The 20368-nt window shown below is 38.8% G+C and carries 22 protein-coding genes; 17 read left to right on the top strand and 5 right to left on the bottom strand.

The annotated features are described in order from the left end of the window. Positions 1 to 337: 337 nt before the first annotated feature. Both pxpB and LQ50_RS16335 read left to right on the top strand, forming a co-directional pair. The gene (gene pxpB, locus LQ50_RS16340; RefSeq protein ID WP_034631365.1) at positions 338 to 1072 is read left to right on the top strand and encodes a 5-oxoprolinase subunit PxpB; all 735 of its coding nucleotides are present in this window, start codon (positions 338 to 340) and stop codon (positions 1070 to 1072) included. Continuing rightward, positions 1072 to 2067 (top strand): 5-oxoprolinase subunit C family protein, encoded by a 996-nt coding sequence (locus tag LQ50_RS16335; RefSeq protein ID WP_034631363.1) that lies wholly within the window; start codon positions 1072 to 1074, stop codon positions 2065 to 2067. The genes pxpB and LQ50_RS16335 overlap by 1 nt, the downstream gene beginning before the upstream one ends. Here LQ50_RS16335 and LQ50_RS16330 read toward each other — a convergent pair. Beyond that, entirely contained in the window at positions 2060 to 2824 is a 765-nt protein-coding gene (locus LQ50_RS16330) for an IclR family transcriptional regulator (protein ID WP_034631362.1), read from the bottom strand. The genes LQ50_RS16335 and LQ50_RS16330 overlap by 8 nt on opposite strands. Positions 2825 to 2977: 153 nt before the next feature. Between LQ50_RS16330 and LQ50_RS16325 the strand changes: the two genes are divergently transcribed. The 6 genes from LQ50_RS16325 (at position 2978) to LQ50_RS16300 (ending at position 8962) form a co-directional block, all read left to right on the top strand. Further along, on the top strand, positions 2978 to 4165 hold the full coding sequence (locus LQ50_RS16325) for an NRAMP family divalent metal transporter (RefSeq protein WP_034631406.1): 1188 nt from the start codon (positions 2978 to 2980) through the stop codon (positions 4163 to 4165). A 12-nt stretch (positions 4166 to 4177) separates the two neighbouring features. Continuing rightward, positions 4178 to 4936 (top strand): 5-oxoprolinase subunit PxpA, encoded by a 759-nt coding sequence (locus tag LQ50_RS16320; protein WP_034631360.1) that lies wholly within the window; start codon positions 4178 to 4180, stop codon positions 4934 to 4936. A gap of 321 nt (positions 4937 to 5257) precedes the next feature. Further along, positions 5258 to 5869, top strand: a complete 612-nt coding sequence (locus tag LQ50_RS16315) for a YitT family protein (protein ID WP_034631359.1) — start codon at positions 5258 to 5260, stop codon at positions 5867 to 5869. Positions 5870 to 6023: 154 nt separating this feature from the next. After that, entirely contained in the window at positions 6024 to 6593 is a 570-nt protein-coding gene (locus tag LQ50_RS16310) for a GNAT family N-acetyltransferase (protein ID WP_084138881.1), read from the top strand. 303 nt (positions 6594 to 6896) lie between these two features. After that, positions 6897 to 8309 carry an alanine/glycine:cation symporter family protein gene (locus LQ50_RS16305; RefSeq protein WP_237563732.1) on the top strand — a complete coding sequence of 471 codons (1413 nt, stop codon included), beginning with the start codon at positions 6897 to 6899 and terminating at the stop codon, positions 8307 to 8309. A 164-nt stretch (positions 8310 to 8473) separates the two neighbouring features. Continuing rightward, a complete protein-coding gene (locus LQ50_RS16300; protein WP_034631355.1) occupies positions 8474 to 8962 on the top strand; it encodes an RDD family protein in 489 nt (162 codons plus the stop codon). A 108-nt stretch (positions 8963 to 9070) separates the two neighbouring features. Here LQ50_RS16300 and LQ50_RS16295 read toward each other — a convergent pair whose 3' ends face one another. Next, entirely contained in the window at positions 9071 to 9379 is a 309-nt protein-coding gene (locus LQ50_RS16295) for a winged helix-turn-helix transcriptional regulator (protein ID WP_034631354.1), read from the bottom strand. A 165-nt stretch (positions 9380 to 9544) separates the two neighbouring features. On the opposite strand from LQ50_RS16295, the gene LQ50_RS16290 reads away from it, so the two are divergent. Together LQ50_RS16290 and LQ50_RS16285 are read left to right on the top strand one after the other, a co-directional pair. After that, on the top strand, positions 9545 to 9961 hold the full coding sequence (locus tag LQ50_RS16290) for a universal stress protein (protein WP_034631351.1): 417 nt from the start codon (positions 9545 to 9547) through the stop codon (positions 9959 to 9961). Between the two features lie 173 nt (positions 9962 to 10134). Then, a complete protein-coding gene (locus LQ50_RS16285) occupies positions 10135 to 10275 on the top strand; it encodes a BH0509 family protein (RefSeq protein ID WP_034631348.1) in 141 nt (46 codons plus the stop codon). Positions 10276 to 10552: 277 nt separating this feature from the next. Here the strand turns inward: LQ50_RS16285 and mgtE are convergent, their stop codons facing one another. Then, a complete protein-coding gene (gene mgtE, locus LQ50_RS16280) occupies positions 10553 to 11917 on the bottom strand; it encodes a magnesium transporter (protein WP_034631346.1) in 1365 nt (454 codons plus the stop codon). A 252-nt stretch (positions 11918 to 12169) separates the two neighbouring features. Here mgtE and LQ50_RS16275 point away from each other — a divergent pair, with 252 nt between their 5' ends. The 6 genes from LQ50_RS16275 (at position 12170) to LQ50_RS16250 (ending at position 18831) form a co-directional block, all read left to right on the top strand. Beyond that, a complete protein-coding gene (locus LQ50_RS16275; protein WP_034631343.1) occupies positions 12170 to 13228 on the top strand; it encodes an ABC transporter ATP-binding protein in 1059 nt (352 codons plus the stop codon). A 189-nt stretch (positions 13229 to 13417) separates the two neighbouring features. Then, positions 13418 to 14536 carry an extracellular solute-binding protein gene (locus tag LQ50_RS16270; RefSeq protein WP_034631340.1) on the top strand — a complete coding sequence of 373 codons (1119 nt, stop codon included), beginning with the start codon at positions 13418 to 13420 and terminating at the stop codon, positions 14534 to 14536. 31 nt (positions 14537 to 14567) lie between these two features. Next, entirely contained in the window at positions 14568 to 16253 is a 1686-nt protein-coding gene (locus LQ50_RS16265) for an ABC transporter permease (RefSeq protein WP_034631336.1), read from the top strand. A gap of 546 nt (positions 16254 to 16799) precedes the next feature. Continuing rightward, positions 16800 to 17123 carry a DUF2325 domain-containing protein gene (locus LQ50_RS16260; protein WP_034631333.1) on the top strand — a complete coding sequence of 108 codons (324 nt, stop codon included), beginning with the start codon at positions 16800 to 16802 and terminating at the stop codon, positions 17121 to 17123. A gap of 9 nt (positions 17124 to 17132) precedes the next feature. Continuing rightward, positions 17133 to 17744 (top strand): hypothetical protein, encoded by a 612-nt coding sequence (locus LQ50_RS16255; RefSeq protein ID WP_152608242.1) that lies wholly within the window; start codon positions 17133 to 17135, stop codon positions 17742 to 17744. A 196-nt stretch (positions 17745 to 17940) separates the two neighbouring features. Beyond that, entirely contained in the window at positions 17941 to 18831 is an 891-nt protein-coding gene (locus tag LQ50_RS16250) for a metal ABC transporter substrate-binding protein (RefSeq protein ID WP_034631328.1), read from the top strand. Positions 18832 to 18898: 67 nt separating this feature from the next. Here LQ50_RS16250 and LQ50_RS16245 read toward each other — a convergent pair whose 3' ends face one another. Beyond that, on the bottom strand, positions 18899 to 19648 hold the full coding sequence (locus LQ50_RS16245) for a rhomboid family intramembrane serine protease (protein ID WP_034631326.1): 750 nt from the start codon (positions 19646 to 19648) through the stop codon (positions 18899 to 18901). A gap of 141 nt (positions 19649 to 19789) precedes the next feature. Between LQ50_RS16245 and acpS the strand changes: the two genes are divergently transcribed. Continuing rightward, positions 19790 to 20152, top strand: a complete 363-nt coding sequence (acpS, locus tag LQ50_RS16240) for a holo-ACP synthase (RefSeq protein ID WP_034631324.1) — start codon at positions 19790 to 19792, stop codon at positions 20150 to 20152. A gap of 59 nt (positions 20153 to 20211) precedes the next feature. On the opposite strand, the gene LQ50_RS26305 is transcribed toward acpS, so the two are convergent. Continuing rightward, positions 20212 to 20334, bottom strand: coding sequence for a hypothetical protein (locus LQ50_RS26305; RefSeq protein WP_272913731.1), 123 nt, complete (start codon positions 20332 to 20334; stop codon positions 20212 to 20214). Positions 20335 to 20368: the final 34 nt, after the last annotated feature.

Below are 20368 nucleotides of genomic sequence, written 5' to 3'. Positions count from 1 at the left end.
CGCATATTTTGTTGTTTTTATGGGTGTGACTTCACATGTTCGTTCCATTGCGCTCCAGCCACTCGCCTCTACCTCTGCATCCCGCAGGAGTCGAGTGGCTTCCGCTCCATTTCACTACGAGCAAAACTATTTCATAGTAACAATATTTACGAAAACAACCAAAGCAAAAGAGATCTTCTTCTCTTTTGCTTTTTGTTCGTTGTATAAAAAAGATAGGAATTATTTAAAATAGCTACGTGTTTTTTAAATTGCTTTTTTAAAGTCTGATAATTATAATTATTAAAACAGACTATTTTTCGGAATGTATGTTCCGAATATCGGAACAGGAGGGGAGACGTTGGTACAATTAACGAACCAGAATGAGAAAGAAAGAACGATAACGCGGGTAAGTGAAACAGCCGTTGTGGTTTCTTTTGGTAATGAGATTTCTGTTGATATACATGAAAAAGTCAAAGCTTTAACTAAGTACTTAGAGGACCATTCATTTGTTGGTTTAGTCGAGGTCGTTCCGGCATTTACAAGTGTGACGGTGTTTTATGATCCTATTCTCATTTATCAAAACATGAAAGAGACCTCAGCATCGGATTTTGTCTGCACATACCTTGAAGAAGCCATCCCGCTTATAGAAAAGCTTGAAGAAGGGGTGGCCCGAATTGTTGAGATTCCCGTTTGTTATGGTGGGGATTTTGGGCCGGACCTTGACTATGTAGCACAATATAACAACCTTTCTGCTGAGCAAGTAGTAAGGATTCATTCAAGTGGAGAATACTTGGTTTATATGGTTGGCTTTGCGCCAGGGTTTCCTTACTTAGGAGGCATGTCTTTGGAGATTGAAACACCAAGAAGAGAGAAGCCGCGAATGGAAATCGCACAAGGGTCTGTTGGCATAGCCGGAAAACAAACAGGTGTCTATTCACTTTCTACTCCAGGTGGATGGCAAATCATTGGTAGGACTCCATTAGATTTATTTTTAAAAGACAAAACACCACCGAGTTTACTTGAATCGGGGGATATTGTAAGGTTTAAACCAATAACGATCGAGGAGTATAACGATTATAAGGAGGGATCATAATGGCTCTTATGGTAATGAAACCAGGTCTTTTGACAACGATTCAGGATCTTGGTAGAACGGGCTATCAAAAACATGGAGTCATACAAAGTGGTGCGATGGATCCCTATTCCTTAAGGTTAGCTAATCTTTTAGTTGGCAATGAAGAAGGGGAAGCCACAATTGAAATCACATTAGCGGGACCTTCTTTCAAATTTGAAATTGATGCTTTATTTGCTATTACGGGAGGAGACCTGTCCCCAACGATCAACCAAAAGCAAGTTCCGTTAAACCGTCCAATCTATGTAAAGGCAGGGAGTGTCCTTACATTTGGACCGGCGAAATCTGGCTGTCGAAGTTATTTGGCTGTGGCATCAGGGTTGGATGTTCCAAACGTAATGGGAAGTAAGAGTACTTACCTTCGGGCAGGTGTGGGCGGTTTTTATGGAAGAGCACTAGAGACAGGAGATGTGATTTTCTTTCAGCAAAGAAACAAGCCGTTCTCCTTTTTTGAAGCGAATAACCATAAGGCTGAAGCATTTCAAACGACTAATTGGGGGGTGCGATCTTCAGCTATTCAAAATTCTAAACCGGTTGTAAGAATCATTCCAGGTCCACATTTTCAACAATTTACAAAAGTGAGCCAGGAGGATCTTTTTCATTGTACATTTCAAGTAACTCCGCAATCTGACCGGATGGGGTATAGACTTTCTGGTCAGACTTTACAAGTAGAAGACCAACTGGAAATCATATCAGAGGCAGTCACCTTTGGGACAATCCAGGTTCCCCCAGATGGCAACCCGATTATTCTCCTTGCAGATAGACAAACAATCGGAGGGTATCCAAAGATCGGTCAGGTGATTGATGTCGACATCCCTATCATTGCTCAACTAAAGCCAGGAGAAAGAATAAGCTTTAAGCCTGTTTCGATCTATGAAGCCGAACGCCTTTTTCATAAACGAGAAAGGGACCTAAAGGGGTTAAAAGCAGCTATATTATTAAAGTCTATCCCTACTTAGGTTGGTCAGTGAAACCAAGCTCTGTAGATATCGTATGAGCGGTTTGTTTTACCTTTTGAATCATGTCAGCTGTACGGTCCGTTGAAAATCGAAGTTCTGGTCCTGCGACGCTCAGGCCGCCTATGATTTGACCGCTTATGTTGAAGATGGGAGCTGCAATGGAGACGGTGTTATTTTCAAGTTCTGAGTAACTTATAGCAAACCCATTTATACGAGATTGTTTTAGGACATTTTTAAGCTCTGATTGATCTTCAATCGTCTTTTCCGCCAAGCGTTTAAGTTCTGTGTTCCTAATATATGTATCTTGTTCTACTTCATCCATGTAGGCCAGAATAATTCTCGAGCAAGCACCGGTATACAGAGGGGATCGCCGTCCGACTTGAGTAAACAATCTAACTGGATGATCTGTATCCAATTTTTCGATATAAACGGCTTCGTCTCCGTCTTTTAATGTCAAATTAACGGCTTCGTTTACTTCATCTCTAAGGGCTTCCATATGAGGCTTAGCAACCTTCCGAAGATCTATTCGTTGGGAGACAAGGTGACCAAACTCAAGAAAAAGCAAGCCGAGGGAATAGTAACCATCGCTATCTTTAGTAAGTAAGCCCATATCTGTTAAAGAGCCAACCATCCGGTGAGCCGATGTCTTTGGAATTCCTGACAGATGAACGATTTCATGCAAAGTTAGTCTTGAGTGTGTCCGGAAAAGATTTAAAACAGTTAATGATTTAACAACGGTTTTATTTTTGTTTTGCAAGGGTAACACCTCATCCATGTATTAAGCAAAGCAGGCTAGCGCTATCATTTATTTTACAAAACTAGATAATCCATGTCTATAAATGGATGGACATAGTATATTACAGCGAGGAAGAATAGAATGAATAATCAAAGATCATTACAAAATGAACAAATGACACGGAAAGAAAGATTAAGTGCCATGACCGGAGCAGCTTTTTTAATGGCGACTTCAGCTATTGGTCCTGGTTTTTTAACACAAACGGCCGTTTTTACAGAACAGTTATTAGCAAGCTTTGGTTTTGTCATTTTGGCGTCTGTCCTTTTAGATATTGGCGCACAGATTAATATATGGAGAATTATTGCCGTATCAAAAATGCGCGGTCAAGAAATAGCTAATGCAGTTCTGCCTGGGCTAGGATTTGTCGTAGCCTTTTTTATTGTCCTAGGTGGATTAGCCTTTAATATTGGAAATGTAGCCGGAGGAGGCCTTGGAGTTAATGCTCTATTAGGACTTGATACGACAGTTGGTGCCGTGCTGACTGGTGTGATTTGTATTTTTATCTTCTTATTAAAAGAGGCCAATATGGCCATGGATAAAATCGTTCGTTATCTAGGTGCCTTAATGATTTTGTTAACCGCCTATGTTATGTTTGTCAGTGCTCCACCTTACACAGAAGCAGTTATTAGAACATTTACTCCAATCGAAGTAGATTTCTTAGCGATTATTACAATTGTCGGTGGGACAGTAGGTGGTTATATTACCTTTGCTGGTGGACACAGACTGTTAGATGCGGGAATAACAGGGCGAGAAAATTTACGTTATGTTACCAATACAGCGATTTCGGGAATTGTTGTAGCTTCCATCATGAGGGTTATATTATTTTTAGCGATTCTAGGTGTTGTATCTGCAGGGTATGCTTTAAACCCAGATAATCCAACAGCGTCTGTTTTTCAAATTGCCGCAGGGGAGATTGGTTATCGAATTTTTGGTCTGGTTTTATGGTTTGCTGGAATCACATCTGTCATTGGCGCAGCCTATACGTCGGTATCGTTTTTAACGACCTTTCATCCAAGTATTGAACGATATAAAAACTATTGGACGGTTGGGTTTATCGTCTTTTCTACAACGGTCTTTGCGCTCATTGGACGCCCGGTTGCACTGCTCTTATTAGCGGGAGCTTTTAATGGGTTAATACTGCCACTTACATTAGGGTGTATCTTGTTAGCGGCTCATCGGGTAAGCATTGTAGGTGACTACAAGCATCCAGTCTGGATGACGATTTTTGGTGCGATTGTCGTTGTATTAACGGCTTATCTAGGTGTTCGGACGCTAACGGAAATGATTCCACAACTTTTTTAAGGGGGAATTGAGATGAAGAGTGTAGACTTGAATTGCGATTTAGGAGAGAGCTTTGGTGCGTATAAAATTGGCCAAGATGAAGAGGTTCTAAACTTTGTGACTTCAGCTAATGTTGCGTGTGGTTTTCATGCGGGTGACCATAATGTTATGGCGAAAACCGTAAAAATGGCTGCAGCAAAAGGGGTGAAAATTGGTGCTCACCCAGGGTTTCCTGATTTATTAGGATTTGGAAGAAGATTAATTGAGACAAATCCAGAGGATATCTATCATTTTGTTGTTTATCAAATTAGTGCATTAAAAGGTTTTTGTGATATTGAAGGGGTAAGAATGCAGCATGTGAAGCCGCACGGGGCTTTGTTTAATGCAGCGGCTACAGACCAGACTGTTGCTTTTGCGATTGCTAAGGCTGTGTATGATGTTGATCCAAATCTTGTCCTATTCGGTTTATCCCGTAGCGAGTTAACGAAAGCAGGAGTCAATGTTGGGCTAACAGTGGCAAATGAAGTATTTGCTGATCGAACGTATCAGGCAAATGGAACGTTAACACCGCGCGCACATGAGCATGCTCTCATCCATGACGTCCGTCTGGCAATCGAGCAGGTTCTAATGATGATTAAAACCGGTACCGTTAAAGCCGTAGACGGTACCATCGTACCTATTGAAGCAGATACGATCTGTGTTCATGGTGATAGTGAAAAAGCGCTTGAGTTTATTCAAGAGCTTAGAAGAACCTTGAAAGCAGAAGGGATTTTGGCTAGTTCAATTTTATAATTAAGATAAGTATATAACAGGCTTTAGAAAGTGCGATGATTTCTTCGAGAGAGTTTAACTAGGTTTATGAAAACCTTGTTAAACTCTCCTTTTTGTTATGTTTATATAATGATATTTACTCTTTCGGAATAGATAATGAAGCAGAAAACGCTTTAGTTCATAAACGCTTTAAAGGTTAATCGCGGTTATGTGTGTGTTTGCGTCGGGGCTTGGGATGCTCTTATAATTAATTACTAGAGATCGATATATTATTTACTGAAAATATTATTTGTGCAAAAAAGTAATAGTTACATAATTAAAATTGTGAAAGGGGACGCAAATATGAAAATAGTAAATATCATCCTCGGTTGCCTTGTGGTTAGTATTGGTGTGTTCATCTTGCAAAATTCTCAAGTGACAACAGGTGGTACGGCGGGCTTAGCGTTAAGTTTGACTTATGCACTGAACATACCGTTTTCACTCATGTTCTTTTTGATCAATATCCCTTTTTATGTTTTAGCTGTTTTTAAGATGGGTTGGAAATTTACATTATCAACGATGTTTGCCGTTACAACATTGTCTGTGTTAACCGAAATCATTCAAGTTGTACCTAGCTTTTCAATGTCGCCTTGGGTAGGTGCTATTTTAGGAGGAATCATTGCTGGTTTTGGTTTGTCCATCTTGTTTTTAAATGGATCTTCATTAGGTGGAGCCAATATTTTAACATTGTATCTTCAAAAGCGATTCAATTTAAATCCTGGTTTGACTACATTTGTCTTTGATTTTATTGTTATTTTCATAGGTCTATTCTCTATTGGGTTGTTAAGAGGGTTCTATTCCATCTTATCAATTATTATGATTTCCTATATTATCAGTTACTTTAAAGGACGTATTGCAGCTAAAAACACAACGAAAGCACCTGAAATCAGAAGCGCGCAGCCAAGCGTATCTTAAAAGTAAACAAAAAAACCTTAGCAGAAAATCGGCTAAGGTTTTTTGTTCGTTATAAGTGAAATGAAAAGGAAATGGGAGAAGGAGAGGGAATAAATAGTTAGTATATACTCTATCTTGATTCAAAATAGTCATCATACTAAGCGTGTTGCAAAGTATGATGATTTATACAATTGATTTTATTTGTGAGAAAGTGGTGGCAAAAGGTATGGATGTATTTTTGCAGCGTTTATCATTAGAGTATGCCGAGCAATTACTAGAATTTGAGGTGGAAAATAGAATATTCTTTGAGAAGATGGTACCTGGACGAGGCGATCAATATTATAAAAAGGATACATTTTTGACTTTTTTAAGTGAATTACTGGGTGAGCAAGATAGGGGAGAGGGACAATACTACCTAATTTTATCAAAAGATAAAACAATACTCGGTCGAATCAATCTCTTCAACGTCAAAGAGAATCCGTATTTCTCAGCTGACATTGGATACCGCATCGGTCAAAAGTACCTAAGAAGCGGGATTGCTTCTAAAAGTGTTGAGATGCTGATGAGGAAATTAAAGGCTAAGTACAATCAATTGAATATTAGTGCGAAGACTACAAGTCACAATTATGGATCGAAAAAAATTTTAGAGAAGAATGGGTTTGTGTTGGATGAAGTTGAAGTGGGTGGAGCGAAACTAGAGGACGAAACGTTTGATTTTCATTTCTATAGTTGGAGGAATGTATAACTAAAGCTTTTGTAGCCTAATATTACTTTATATTTGAATAATGGATAATTCTTCAAGGGGAGCTGACTCCTCTTTTTTTATTTAATAAATTTACAGATCTTTAACTGTTTTTTTGTTGTTTTATCTGGAGAAGTCACAAAATATGCCTAAAATACGTAAGATTTTTGAAATTGGATACAAAAAGGCATAGCTGGAATAATAAGTTTGTTAAATTTTCTGACAGTTATTATTTACAAGGTATTGGGCCTAGTGTATATTAGAAAAATAATTTAGATAATTCTAATAAAGAGAGGTGTCCAACCATTGCAAGCAATTATTGATTTTCTTAATAACTTTTTGTGGACGTATGTTGTTATTGGTGGGTTGTTAGGTGCAGGTTTGTATTTCACATTTAAAATTCGTTTTATGCAGTTTAGAAGTATAGGTGAGATGTTCCGTGTCGTTACTCAAAAGTCAACTGAAGTTGAGGGAATGAAGAGCATTAGTCCTTTTAAATCATTTGCGATTGGTGCAGCAACTCGTATAGGGACGGGTAACTTAGCAGGGGTTACAGTGGCCATTGCATTAGGGGGACCAGGGGCTGTTTTTTGGATGTGGATTGTAGCATTACTTGGTGGTGCCACTAGCTTTATCGAGAGTACTTTAGCTCAAGTATATAAGATTAAAGATAAAGAATCGTACCGGGGAGGACCAGCTTACTACATTGAAAAAGGGTTGGGACAACGCTGGCTAGGAATTGTGTTTGCTATATTAATTGCTATTACTTTTGGTCTTATTTTTAACTCTGTTCAAAGTAACACAATTGCTGGAGCGTTTGATAATGCTTTTGGGATCAGTCCATGGGTGATGGGTGCTGTTATGACGGTATTAGCTGGGGCAATTATTTTTGGTGGGGTACACCGGATTGCGAACTTCTCTAGCGTGATTGTACCGATTATGGCTGTGTTATATATCATTATTGCTCTTGTTGTGGTAGTCATGAATGTAACTGAAATCCCAGCAGTATTAGGGTTAATTGTTCGAAGTGCCTTTGGTTTTGAACAAGCGCTTGGTGGCGGTATTGGTGCTGCTATTATGATGGGGGTTCGTCGAGGTCTTTTCTCAAACGAAGCAGGTATGGGTAGTGCTCCCAACGCAGCGGCAACTGCAAATGTGTCACATCCGGCTAAACAAGGTTTTGTTCAAACGTTAGGAGTCTATGTTGATACACTTGTTGTTTGTTCTGCAACAGCGTTTATCATATTATTAAATACAGATTATCATTTAAGTGAAGCTGAAGGAATTCAATTACTTCAAAACTCGCTTAGTCTACAAATTGGTGGGTGGGCTAGTTACTTTATCGCTGCTGCAATCTTTATGTTTGCATTCAGTTCCATCATTGGTAGTTACTATTATGGTGAGACGAATATTGAATTTATCAAGAACAGCAAGACAGCTGTTAACGTATACCGTTTGGCGACGATGGGCTTTGTTCTATTCGGTTCAGTAGCAAGTCTTGGACTTGTATGGGATCTAGCAGATTTGTTTATGGCTCTAATGACGGTGATTAACGTCATAGGTATTCTATTGTTAGGAAAGATTGCTTTCAAAGTTCTTAAAGACTATGAAGAACAGCGAGCACAAGGGATTGACCCAACTTTCAATCCTAAGAAACTAGGGATTAAAAATACGGAAGCATGGGACGATGAAGGTAAATCTGACAAAATGGTTGGATAACTAGAAAAAGATAGCTCACTGCTATTAAAGTGGTGAGCTATCTTTTTGTTACGATTGTCTCATTCAACAACCAATAGGAGAATAATTGTTAAAATATTACAAATTTTGAATAAAACATGGTAAAATTGATTTGGGTCTCGATTAATTTTAGAGGAGAGGAATGCATGAACGCTGAACAGAAGGAGAATCAGTGGGTTAACCGTCTACTAAATGAAGAACAACGAGCAGGTGGGTGGATACGTTTAGTTGCTGGTTTTTTTGACTTTATTTTCTTATCTCTTATTCTTATTTTAATTAGTGCAATGACAACATTCTGGATGGTTGTACAATCAGAGGCGCCTTCAGACAATATTTTATTTATTCGTCAGTATATGTGGGAAAATGAATTTCATTTGTATGTGATTAATTGGATAGTAATCTTCCTTGTTTTCTTATCTATTCATGTTCTTTATGCTTTCAGAGGAAAACGAACGATTGGAATGAAGATGGTTGATCTTTATGTGTATAATGAGGAAGCTGAAAAACCAAGCGGTATGCAATTTTTTGGACGTGAGATGTTAAAGTATGTATTGTTTCCGTTTTTTCTTATGTCATTTGGCCGAAATAGGCGAACGTTATATGATAGATGGACAAAAACGTATTTAGTAAAGTGAAACGCCTAGATGAAAGGATATCGAAACGGTGAAATTGACTGTTCAACGAGGCCACAGAAAAAGGGGAAAATCGTACTTTTTTCTGTGGCCTTTTTGCGACATCCTTTTCTAAGTCCAATTCTCGCTCCAAGATTGTATGGATTCAATGACTGGTTCAAGTGCAAGTCCTTTTTCTGTTAGGGAGTATTCAATTCGAACAGGTTTCTCTGGAAAGACACTCCTTGCGACAATTGCTTGCTGCTCTAACTCTTTCATTCGTTCCGTCAAGATCCGATCACTCATATCAGGTATTTGTGCTTTTATATCTTTAAAACGTTTTGGTCCATCTAATAGAACTCGAATGATAAGCCCAGTCCATCTTTTTCCTAATAATTCGATGGCGTGCTCGTATTTAGGACACATTTGGCTGTAATCCATATTAATCACCTCGATACGATTAGTTTACCACAACAAAGTGGTAGAAATGAAATATAGTAAATAGAATCTCGGTATGATAAATGGGTTGCTTCTTACGGTTGTAGTAATGAAGCAACCTATTTTTGTGTATGGATAAATAAAAGAGTTATATGGAGGAGGGGGTTCATGTTTACTAAAATGATTGTAGCATTAGATGGGTCTGAACAATCGATTAGAGCAGCGGAAAAAGCAATTGGTTTGGCTAAGATGAGTGGTGCTTATACGTATGTTGTCTATGTTGTCGATGGGACCACTTCAAAAGCGGATGTATTACAAACATGGAACTCCTTAGGAATTGCAAGTAATCGTGTAAAGAAATTTACACAGGTCGAATCAAATGCTAAGAAGGAAGGCATTCCGTATGAAGTAAAGATTCTGCGTGGGGATCCAGCTGCGAAAATAATCTCCTTCTCAATGGAGGTGGATGCAGACTTAATTGTCATTGGGAGCAGAGGACTGAATCAGTTCCAACAAATGATCCTTGGTAGTGTGAGTCATAAAGTCGTAAAGAGGGCAGCGTGTGCAGTGTTGATTATTAAGTAGAAACAAGTAGAGGGAATGCCCAAATTAGGTTTGAAAACCTTAGGGGCACCCTTTTTTGTGACTCCTAAAATAATTGGGCTTTTTTTCTGAAATTTTCGTTGACGTTTTTTTCTCCTCTGTTATATAATACAAATAAGAAAAATAAAATTGTATTACTACAGGAGGCGATTGAAATGAGTAGACAGGAACGGGAAAATATGATCCAATTTTTAACAAAGGTTCAAGGGTTATCGGAAGGGAAATTAATGATGATGACAGATGAGGATGTTGAACATTTATATACAAGAGCCTATATTCTTCATGAAAAAATGTAAGTAATATAATTTCAGTCTTAATCTTTCATTTTTTGTTCATGATCACCTCGAGCTTAACTTGATCAAAATGTAGTATACTAACTAGCAAGAGTGGCTAAAAGGTGGTCGGGTTATGAAGATGTCCAATAAGAAACTGTTTCTACTGATTTCAATTATTGTTGTACTATATGGACTTGGTTATTGGGTAATTGGCGATATGTTAACAAGATAATGATGAAAAAGGGGTGCCCGTAGGTCGGTTTTGACCTTTGGGCACCCCTCTTTTTACATGGCAAAGCTATAACCCTGATAATTGTGTTAAAAATGCTGTCGCTATACCGAAATAAATGATTAACGAAAAGATATCATTTAATGTTGTAATAAGCGGGCCAGAAGCAACAGCTGGGTCGACTCCAAAACGATTTAACGTTAATGGAATGATCGTTCCTGCTAATGTTCCAACAATTAATGTTATTAAAAGTGACGTTCCTACTACAAAGCCTAAAGTTAAACTACCTATCCAGAAGTATGCAATTAAGAAAATAAGTACTCCACATGTCAAACCAATAATGATACCAACACGTAATTCTCGGAAGATTAATTTAATCACGGTCTTTCTGTCTGTGTCATTTGTAATGATACCTCGAACGACAACAGCTAAAGACTGTGTACCTGTATTACCGGTCATACCAGCAATCATCGGCATAAAAAAGATTAAGGCTACCACTTGTTCAAGTGTCTCCTCGAAACCACTAATAATACTTCCGGAAACAAGCCCAATAAATAATAATAAAACTAACCAAGGCAAGCGGCGAACCGAAGCGGTTACTGCTTTCGTATTAAAGTCGATCGCCTTCCCGGTTGCGGATAATTTTTCAATGTCTTCATTAGCCTCCTGGATGACAACATCAATGGCGTCATCGACAGTAATAATGCCTTTCAAAACATTGTGATCGTCGACAACAGGTACAGCAATGAAATCGTACCGTTCAATCATTTGGGCGACTTCTTCTTGGTCATCGTTAACATGAACGGATACGACACGAGTAAACATTAAATCTTCAATAATTTCGTTAATATCAGCAATTAATAAATCACGATAGGAGACAACGCCAACAAGTTTGTCTTCATCATTAATCACATAAAGATAATAAATGTTCTCTGAAAAGCTAGCATATTCTTTCAGTTTATCAACAGCTTGTCTTACGGTTTGATCCGCATGTATCCAAACGAACTGGTTGGTCATAATCCCGCCGGCCGTATCAGCTGGATAGCTCATTAATGATTGAATGGTCTTTGAATCCTCATTTTTCATGATATCTAGAAACTCTTGAATTTTATCCACAGATAGTTCATTTAAAAGGTCAGCTAGATCATCATTATCCATGTAATCCATTACTTTAGAGGAACGTTCAATACCAAGTTTATGTAAAATCTCAATTTGCATCTCGTACTCGAGTTCTTGAATTAATGCAGCAATTTGAGAGGGTGTTAAAAAGGTAAGAAACTTATGATGGTGCTTTTCAGGTAACCCTTTATAAAGTTGGGCAAAATCATACGGATGCAACTCATCAAGCAGTTCCTGTAGTGCGTTTCGCTTTGCTTCTTTCATATATTTAATTACGAGTACTAACAATTGATCTTCTGTCATATTTGCAATCATCATTTCACCTCACTAAGTATACTAATTAACTTTACAAAAAAAGTAGAAGCAAGTACAACTCCTTCCTGAAAAAAAGTTCACTTTTCATTCATTCTTTCCTGATTTACAATTTTTACGATTTTTAAACTTTTAACAACCACCTTGTTCATACTAATATAGTGGGAATAACCGTTGACGCTTTCAAAAAATCTGTGCTACACTTAATTATAAATGATATTCATTCTCAGGTTGGACGATGGTGGGAGGGTACACATGAGCTTTATTCAATTAAAACAACTGACAAAGTTGTATAAGAAAACGGAAACACCAGCTGTTAATACGATTGATTTAGACATTGAAAAAGGCGAGATCATTACACTCCTAGGTCCAAGTGGATGTGGGAAGACAACCACACTTCGAATGATTGCTGGCTTTGAGCAACCAACAAATGGTGCAATAATTATTGATAATAAAGAGGTATATAGTGAAAAAACGTATCTTCCTCCTGAAAAAAGAGGCATTGGTATGGTGTTTCAAGACTATGCATTATTTCCTCACTTAACTATAGAGAAAAATGTTACGTTTGGGTTAAGTAAATGGAGCGGTCGCGCAAAGAAAGATAGAGCGCTAGAGGTTCTTGAATTGGTTGGATTAGCTGAGTATGGCAAGCGTTATCCAAATGAGTTATCCGGTGGACAGCAACAACGTGTAGCGCTAGCTAGGGCACTTGCTCCAAGGCCGCATGTTGTTCTAATGGATGAACCATTTAGCAATTTAGATGCCGGTTTACGTGAGCGTATGCGTTATGACGTGACGGTCATTTTACGCAAGGCCAATACGACAGCTATTATCGTTACTCATGACCAAAAGGACGCGTTTGCAGTGTCAGATCGTGTCGTTGTTATGAATCAAGGGGTCATTCAGCAGGTTGCCTCACCTCGTGAAATGTATCGTTGTCCGAAAAATTGTTTCGTTGCTCAATTCGTAGGGAAAACGAATCTATTAGAAGGGACCCTATGTGCAGATTTAAAACATGTCGATACGTATATCGGTCGTGTGTCCCTTCCGACACAAAGTGAGAAACTATTAGAGGATGTACGTGTATCCATTCGTCCTGAAGGCTGTCGATTAGCAGAAGATGGGCATTTTTCAGGGATGGTAGAGCGTGTTACGTATAGCGGTGAGTACCAAGAGGTTGAAGTTCGTTTAGGTGAACAACATGATGCACCTCAGCCAATGGTTATTTATGCACCAATTGAACAAGATATCGAGATTGGCTCAGTTATCTCTTTTGATATTAAGGCAGAATTAGTAGCATTAGTTGAAGCGTAGTAAGGGCTGATTAACTAAATCTGTTTGATACTCGCCTTGAGCGGAGAAAGGCACTCCGTTCAAGGCTTTTTTAAAGAGTTTATTTCCAAAACATAGTTGACAATGATTATCATTATCATTATACTACGAAATGTGGGTTAGAATTAATACATGCTAACCGAAAAATACATATATTCAGGGGGAGAAAAGATGAGCAAAGCTTTAAAGATGTTCTTGTTTGGTATTCTAGCTCTGTCACTTTTTGTTGTGGCAGCTTGCGGTGGAACGGATGATGCTTCAGAAGAACCAGCAGGAAGTGATACTGAAGAAGCAGAAGAGCAGCCAGCAGATGAAACAGAAGAAGCAGTGGAACTAGATGGACAACTTGTAGTATACTCTGCACGTAATGAAAACTTTGTGCAGCCTTTACTAGATAAGTTTTCTGAAGAAACTGGGATTGAAGTATTAGCATTACATGGGGCGGATCCTCTTCAATTACAAGAGGAAGCAGGAAATGTTCAAGCAGATGTATTCATTTCAAATGACCTTGGAGCTTTGGAGTTCTTAAATCAACAAGGTTTACTTCAAGGATTTGATCCTGAAGGTGTTGAATCAATTGATGAGCAATATCGTGCTGATGATAATGCTTGGATTGCATTATCTGCCAGAGCGCGTGGTTTCATTTATAATAAAGATATGATCACAGAAGAAGAAATGCCAAAAAGCATGGAAGATTTATTTGATGCAAAATGGGCAGATGTTGAAAATGGATATGCCATCACTCGTGGTGGTAACGGTGGGATGATTGGAAACGTATCCGCGCTACGTTATGAGTGGGGCGATGAAAAAACAGCTGAATGGATTGAAGCGATTAAAGAAAATGCTCAAGGTATCTTTGAAGGTCATGGTGATATTCGTCGTGCAGTAGGTGCAGGGGAGCATGCATTTGGCCTAGTAAACAACTATTATTATCACCAACAACTTGAAGAGCCAACGGATAACAATGTAGGTTTTATTTACGCTGATCAAGGGGAAGATCAAATGGGTGCCATTGCAAACGCTGCTGGTGTAGGTCTAGTGAGTGGTGGTCCAAATGAAGAAAATGCAAAAGCTTTTATTGAGTGGGTATTACAGACAGAAAATCAGCTTGCTTTTGTAGGTGAGTCACTAGAACTACCAATTAACCCAGAATTAGATCCACCTTATGAGGCTGCGATTAGCTTTAGTGAGTTAAAGATTCAAGATATGCCTTTAAAGGAATTAGGAAATTATTTTGAAGATACAAAGGCTCTTATTGAAGATTCAGGATTGGATTTGGAGCTTAAATAAAAAAAGCGCTATTCTTTTGGGAGAGGACAGCATGGATAACAATCGTGAACAGGATAAACAATTGAATAATGATTCTAGTGCTAAGGTTGGGGCTAAATATACCCCAACCCTTCTCCGTTTCTTTCGGAAAATATGGTTTAACATTTGGCAAGGAAATCCACCAGGACCAATCCTATTACTGTTTGGTCTTGTCGTAGCGCTGATTATGTCGGTGCCGATTATTTATGTCATTTGGCGCTCGCTTTTTGCAGGAGTGGACCGGTGGATGCGTTTATTGGATGGAAGAATTCCGCAGTTATTATGGAATACATTTTCATTGACGGCCGCTGTTACTGTTTGTGCGATTGCTATTGGAGTGTCCTTAGCGTGGATTGTCATACGTACCGATTTACCCGGTAGGAAAATGTGGCAGTGGGTGCTTGCTTTGCCTCTTGTGATTCCGCCATATGTGGGGGCGGTCACCTATATTATAGTATTTGGTCCAAGTGGGTGGGCGAGAAACATCTGGAGGGATACTCCTTGGTTAGTGAATACGTTTGGCGATTACCCATTGAATATCTATTCCTTTTGGGGCGTGTTCTTCGTTTTAACGATGTTTACGTATCCATATGTCTTTTTAATAGCTAGTGCTTCTTTACGTAAAATGAATCGAAATTTTGAAGAAGTAGCCCGTTCACAAGGAATGAGTACAGCGAGAATATTCTGGAAAGTGAATTTACCTTTTTTACGCCCTGCAATCGGTGCAGGAGCTATTTTAATTTCCTTGTATGTGCTCTCGGATTTCGGAGCGATTGCGATGCTTCGTTACGTAACGTTTACAGCGGCGATCTACTTTCAACGAGCTAGTTTTGATACGGCTTCAGCTTCGGTATTAAGTCTAGTATTAATTCTACTTACGGTTGTTATTCTATGGATTGAAGCAAGAACGCGAAAGAAGAACAAATATTATCAAACAACAAACACATATAGAGAACCTGATATCCTTTCTCTAGGTAAGTGGAAATCACTTGCAGTCTTTTATGTTGGAGTAGTTTTTGTTTTGTCCATAGTCCTGCCGGTTGCTGTTCTTGTGTATTGGTCTATGATTGGAATTGGCATGGGCGCCTTAGATGAACGTTTCTTTGGTTTTGCGTGGAATAGCATTAAAGTGTCTGGGTTTGCCGCCATTTTATGTATGCTGCTTGCCATGCCAATTATTTATTTGAAATCACGCTATCCATCTTTTATATCAAGTGGGATTGATAAATTAAGTTATGCGGGGTATGCACTTCCAGGTGTCATTGTCGGGCTAGGGATGATCTTTATTTTTAATAATCACATTCCGGCTTTGTACAATACATTTTACATGATTGCACTTGCTTTTGTAGTTCGCTTCTTACCACAAGCGATGCAGGCTGGCGAGGCTTCATTAAGCCTTGTTTCTCCAAGAATTGATGAGGCGGCCCGTAGTTTAGGTTATCCTCCGTGGAAAGTGATGTTTAAAGTGATTCTCCCATCGATCATGCCTGGGGTTTTAGCGGGAGGTGCCCTCGTATTTGTAAGTTCCATTAAAGAACTTCCGGCAACTCTAATGCTCAGGCCACCTGGGTTTGATACATTAGCTGTGCGAGTATACTTTGAGGCAACGGAAGCGATCTATCATCTGGCGGCACCTGCTGCATTATTGATAATTCTTGTTTCGATTCTCCCTTTACGATATTTGTTGAAAAAGTATTAATTAAACGGCAACTCTAGGAGTAATGGGTTGGTTTTAGCTGCAAAATTAAAGTTAAACACATAATAATTAACAAGAGAAACACGCTCTGAGTGGAAAACTCAGAGCGTTTTTTAAAATTAAACTGCTGACTTTAGGCAATAGCTATGCTTTACTGTTCTAGCGGATCCTCATTCCGCTATTCTCTTTAAAAGTCTTACTTTGAGTGTGGTTTCGGAACCTGGTTCTGTTATTTTCCTGTTTTGACCTTAAAGTTCCTAGGTTTTGTGACTTTAGCGGAACTAGGATCCTATTCCCCCTTGTTAGCACCGTTTTTTCCCGCTTTAGCGTAATCAGGATCCACTTTGTCTACATACATCCCCCTTTAAAACCCTACTGCTCTCATTGAGTAGCGCCCTCCCTTAATTTGAACTTTAGAAGGTAGGTTCTTTCGTTTTGTGAGCTAGCCTTGTTTAATTTAACTGCATCTTTTTACCAAAAAATATTGACAATGAGAATCAATTTCAATTATTATAATGATAACAATTCTCATTATAAGGGGTGTGTGTGATGTCATCTTTGTTAATCGTAGGAGCGGATCGGTTAGGGTCGATTCCAAAGAAACTAGAAGAGATAGGATTTAGTGAAATTATTCATGTAAGTGGTCGGAAAGTACAAATGGTTAAAAGAGAGATCCCGTCGCATGTTGATTTGGTTCTTGTGTTAACAGATTTCATTAACCACAATTTAACTGGTGTTCTAAAAAAGAAGGCGACAGAACAAGATATTCCGATCTGTTATGCGAAACGTTCATGGTGCTCTATTTATCAGGCGATTGGAAAGTGTGACTATGGCTGTGGAAATGAGAGCTCATGCCAGTTTCGAAGCAATTGATTCTCGTAAATGACTATGAGTATTGAGACATATTTGTTTGAGAACAATCAGTTAAATGAAGCTTTCCTAAATTGCCCTTATGAATATTACGACCATGAATTTCGTAGAGTAGCTGTTGACTTTAATTGGAAACAGGTGGTGCAAAGTACCGTTAATAACATTGTTAGAGCCTATGTTGAAACACCTTTATTAATGAGATCAAATGTAGACACGCTACAACTAATTAGCAAGCATTGGACTAAGATAGATCGGAATCTCTTCTACTCGGTTCAACAATTTCTCTCGATATCGGCCATTGTGATTGATCATTTACTCAGCTTCTTAAGCATGAATAAACAATCGTTTGATTCGAACCATGGTTTTTTGGAGGATGGTGCTTCAGGCATTGTTACAACCTTAAAGGGAAAGGATCGACATGAAGCCATTGTGTTAGAAAAATTGTTGCTAGAGGTAGATGAGCCATTATTGCAAACTTATTACGATGTCGCCAAGCGCTATTATTATGAGAAAAATGGTTCTTTGCCCCATCAAATTGAAGTCATTGATTTACTCAATGCGAAAAGATACGTGCATTTCTCAAACTTAGAAGAGGAACAACAGCATTTTTTAACAACAACATGATTTAGGTTGTTAAAAGGGAGTAGAGAAGTTATTTGAAGCACTGAAAAAGAGAAATAACTTTTTCGGTAACTCGGTAACTTCTTTTTTTATATAGAAATAATCAAATAACGCTGAAGAAATTAGCCCGTTTAGGAACAATAAGTTGCCCTTGTGCATATCTTTGGTAAGGAACCAAATGTATAGGGGAGGAACCAACGTGAAAAAGACATGGATTTTATTTTTTGGAACCATCATGATGACGGTGCTGTTAGCTGCTTGTGGGGGCTCTGAAGAACAAGCAAATGACAAATTACAGGTTGTAACGAGTTTTTCGATTTTGGGTGATTTAGCAGAGCAAGTGGCTGGAGACCGTGCTGATGTTGAATACTTAGTACCAATTGGTGAAGAACCGCATGAGTATGAAGCAGTCCCGAGTGATTTTCAGAAGGTAAGTGATGCGGATGTCTTTTATGTAAATGGATTGGGATTAGAAGAGTGGTTGGAGCGTCTTGTTCAAAATACAGGTGATGTTCCAATTGTTCCTGTTTCAGCTGGAGTGAGTCCTTTGCCTATAGCTGGTGAGGAAGGAGAAGATCCACATGCTTGGTTAGATGTAACCAATGCGATTAAATATGTAGAGAATATTCGAGATGATTTAATAGAACGCGACCCAGAAGGAGCCGATGAATACAAAGCCAATGCTTTAGCCTATATCGAGGAGCTAGAGGAACTCCATACCTGGATTCAAACAGAGGTAGAAGGAGTCGATGAACGTGTGATCGCAGTCAGCGAAAACGCTTTTCAATATTTCGGTGAGCAGTATGGCTTTGAGACATATGGAATTTGGGAATTAAATTCTCATGAAGAAGGAACACCGGGTCAAATTGCTACTCTTGTTGAAATCGTAAAGGAACGTAACCTTCCAGCGGTATTTGTAGAAACGACTGTTGATTCTCGCTATATGGAAACGGTAGCGCGAGACGCGGGGGTAGACATTGCAGGAGAAGTGTATACAGATGCGGTTGGACTAGAAGGAAGCGGAGCAGAGAGCTATATTAAAATGATCGAACATAATGTAAATACATTTGTTGAAGGGTTAAAGAGATAAAGAAATTAGGGGTGTGACCAAAGGTTAGAAGTAGACCTTGGAAACACCCCAAAAGTTTATAGATAGTTTATAACACTCGACTAAGCAATCCGAAAAGGACAAGGATACCAAGGCCGATCCAAAATGCTTGTTTGAGGCGTTTGTTGTTTCGTCTTTTTTTCTGCCACCTGTTTGGGTCGAATACAGGCTCACCATGATCAACGAAGACCCGTTGCTCCGCATAATAAGGCTTTGCACCAATGAGAAAGAGCGGGGCAAGAGCTGCTCCAGCAATAAGACCAAACAAATGAGCAAGTATATTAATATTAGGATTTACAAATGTCATTACTAAACCAATAATGATAATGGTCATAACGAGTTGTGAGTTCATTCGATCAATTAAGTCTTTACGATTAATGACTAAATATACATACATCCCAAGTAAGCCGAATATAGCACCAGAAGCGCCTAGATGCGGTGGGTAAGCCAGACCTCCAAGGTAAAACGTGGCTATATTGGCTATAATACCCGTTATGAGATAGACAAGGATAAATTTAAATTTTCCTAGCATTCTTTCAAGGGCAGGTCCGAAGATAACGAGCGAAAAAGAATTAAAAAGAACATGACCGGCTCCAATATGCATGAAAATTGGAGTGATCAGTCGCCAGTATTCACCATTTGCAACAGCAAGGTTATAACCAATCCCTAAGGCACGGATGTAGTTTCCAAAAGGTAGAAAGTTCATCCAAACAAATAAAATCAGGTGAATGGCTACAAGAATGGTAATAATGGGATATTGTCGTCTAAAAGAATAGAAGCTTTCGTTCCGGATAAACATCATACGTCCTCCTTTGATATTTGCTATTATAACAGAAATAGCAAAAATAGCTTAAATGAAAGGGTTTAGTGGCTAAACGAACATATTGCTAGCCTATGTAAAGTGGACAACGGAAATGCTTAAATAAGGATGGGGTTAATTATGATCATTGGAATAGGAATTGATATTGTGGAGTTAGAGAGAATTGAAGAAGTCATGAACCGTCAACCGCGTTTTGTGGAGAGGGTTTTAACGGTTAACGAAAGAAAGACATTTGAAACATACTCGAAAAAACGAAAAATTGAATTTTTAGCAGGGAGATTTGCAGCGAAAGAGGCTTTTGTAAAAGCAACTGGAACAGGAATTTCAAAAAATTATAGTTGGCACGATATCGAAATTATTAAAGAGGATAGTGGTAAGCCGAACTTAGTTGTGCCAGGGCTTTTGGGTCATACTCACCTTTCTATTTCACATAGTAGAAATTATGCTGTTGCTGAGGTAATTATTGAAAGCTTGTCAAGCTAGTCTGCATATTGCTCAAGGTTGTCTCATATAGTTGTAGTGCGAATAGAAGAGGTAAACATTCAAGTTAGGTCAATGTCCACACGAAGTTCCTCGTTTTCTGCTAGCTCGCTAAGTATACCAGTCGTATTTAGGAGCAACGAAACAGGGCGCACACCATGAAGTAAGCCGTCTCTTGAATGCATTCGCTCTCTTCTTTCAAATGAGACAAAGGGGTGA

This window comes from Halalkalibacter okhensis, from assembly GCF_000787375.1.
Taxonomy (GTDB): domain Bacteria; phylum Bacillota; class Bacilli; order Bacillales; family Bacillaceae_D; genus Halalkalibacter; species Halalkalibacter okhensis.
The sequence above is the reverse complement of the archived record's forward strand: the minus strand, read 5'-3'. Positions and strand labels throughout refer to the sequence as shown.

Excerpts from the sequence above, each read along its gene's own strand:
- LQ50_RS16335 (WP_034631363.1), top strand. The coding sequence starts at position 1,072 with ATGGCTCTTATGGTAATGAAACCAGGTCTTTTGACAACGATTCAGGAT.
- LQ50_RS16325 (WP_034631406.1), top strand. The coding sequence starts at position 2,978 with ATGACACGGAAAGAAAGATTAAGTGCCATGACCGGAGCAGCTTTTTTA.
- LQ50_RS16320 (WP_034631360.1), top strand. The coding sequence starts at position 4,178 with ATGAAGAGTGTAGACTTGAATTGCGATTTAGGAGAGAGCTTTGGTGCG.
- LQ50_RS16315 (WP_034631359.1), top strand. The coding sequence starts at position 5,258 with ATGAAAATAGTAAATATCATCCTCGGTTGCCTTGTGGTTAGTATTGGT.
- LQ50_RS16310 (WP_084138881.1), top strand. The coding sequence starts at position 6,024 with ATGATGATTTATACAATTGATTTTATTTGTGAGAAAGTGGTGGCAAAA.
- LQ50_RS16300 (WP_034631355.1), top strand. The coding sequence starts at position 8,474 with ATGAACGCTGAACAGAAGGAGAATCAGTGGGTTAACCGTCTACTAAAT.
- LQ50_RS16295 (WP_034631354.1), bottom strand. The coding sequence starts at position 9,379 with ATGGATTACAGCCAAATGTGTCCTAAATACGAGCACGCCATCGAATTA.
- LQ50_RS16290 (WP_034631351.1), top strand. The coding sequence starts at position 9,545 with ATGTTTACTAAAATGATTGTAGCATTAGATGGGTCTGAACAATCGATT.
- LQ50_RS16285 (WP_034631348.1), top strand. The coding sequence starts at position 10,135 with ATGAGTAGACAGGAACGGGAAAATATGATCCAATTTTTAACAAAGGTT.
- mgtE (WP_034631346.1), bottom strand. The coding sequence starts at position 11,917 with ATGATTGCAAATATGACAGAAGATCAATTGTTAGTACTCGTAATTAAA.
- LQ50_RS16275 (WP_034631343.1), top strand. The coding sequence starts at position 12,170 with ATGAGCTTTATTCAATTAAAACAACTGACAAAGTTGTATAAGAAAACG.
- LQ50_RS16270 (WP_034631340.1), top strand. The coding sequence starts at position 13,418 with ATGAGCAAAGCTTTAAAGATGTTCTTGTTTGGTATTCTAGCTCTGTCA.
- LQ50_RS16265 (WP_034631336.1), top strand. The coding sequence starts at position 14,568 with ATGGATAACAATCGTGAACAGGATAAACAATTGAATAATGATTCTAGT.
- LQ50_RS16260 (WP_034631333.1), top strand. The coding sequence starts at position 16,800 with ATGTCATCTTTGTTAATCGTAGGAGCGGATCGGTTAGGGTCGATTCCA.
- LQ50_RS16255 (WP_152608242.1), top strand. The coding sequence starts at position 17,133 with ATGACTATGAGTATTGAGACATATTTGTTTGAGAACAATCAGTTAAAT.
- LQ50_RS16245 (WP_034631326.1), bottom strand. The coding sequence starts at position 19,648 with ATGTTTATCCGGAACGAAAGCTTCTATTCTTTTAGACGACAATATCCC.
- acpS (WP_034631324.1), top strand. The coding sequence starts at position 19,790 with ATGATCATTGGAATAGGAATTGATATTGTGGAGTTAGAGAGAATTGAA.
- LQ50_RS26305 (WP_272913731.1), bottom strand. The coding sequence starts at position 20,334 with ATGCATTCAAGAGACGGCTTACTTCATGGTGTGCGCCCTGTTTCGTTG.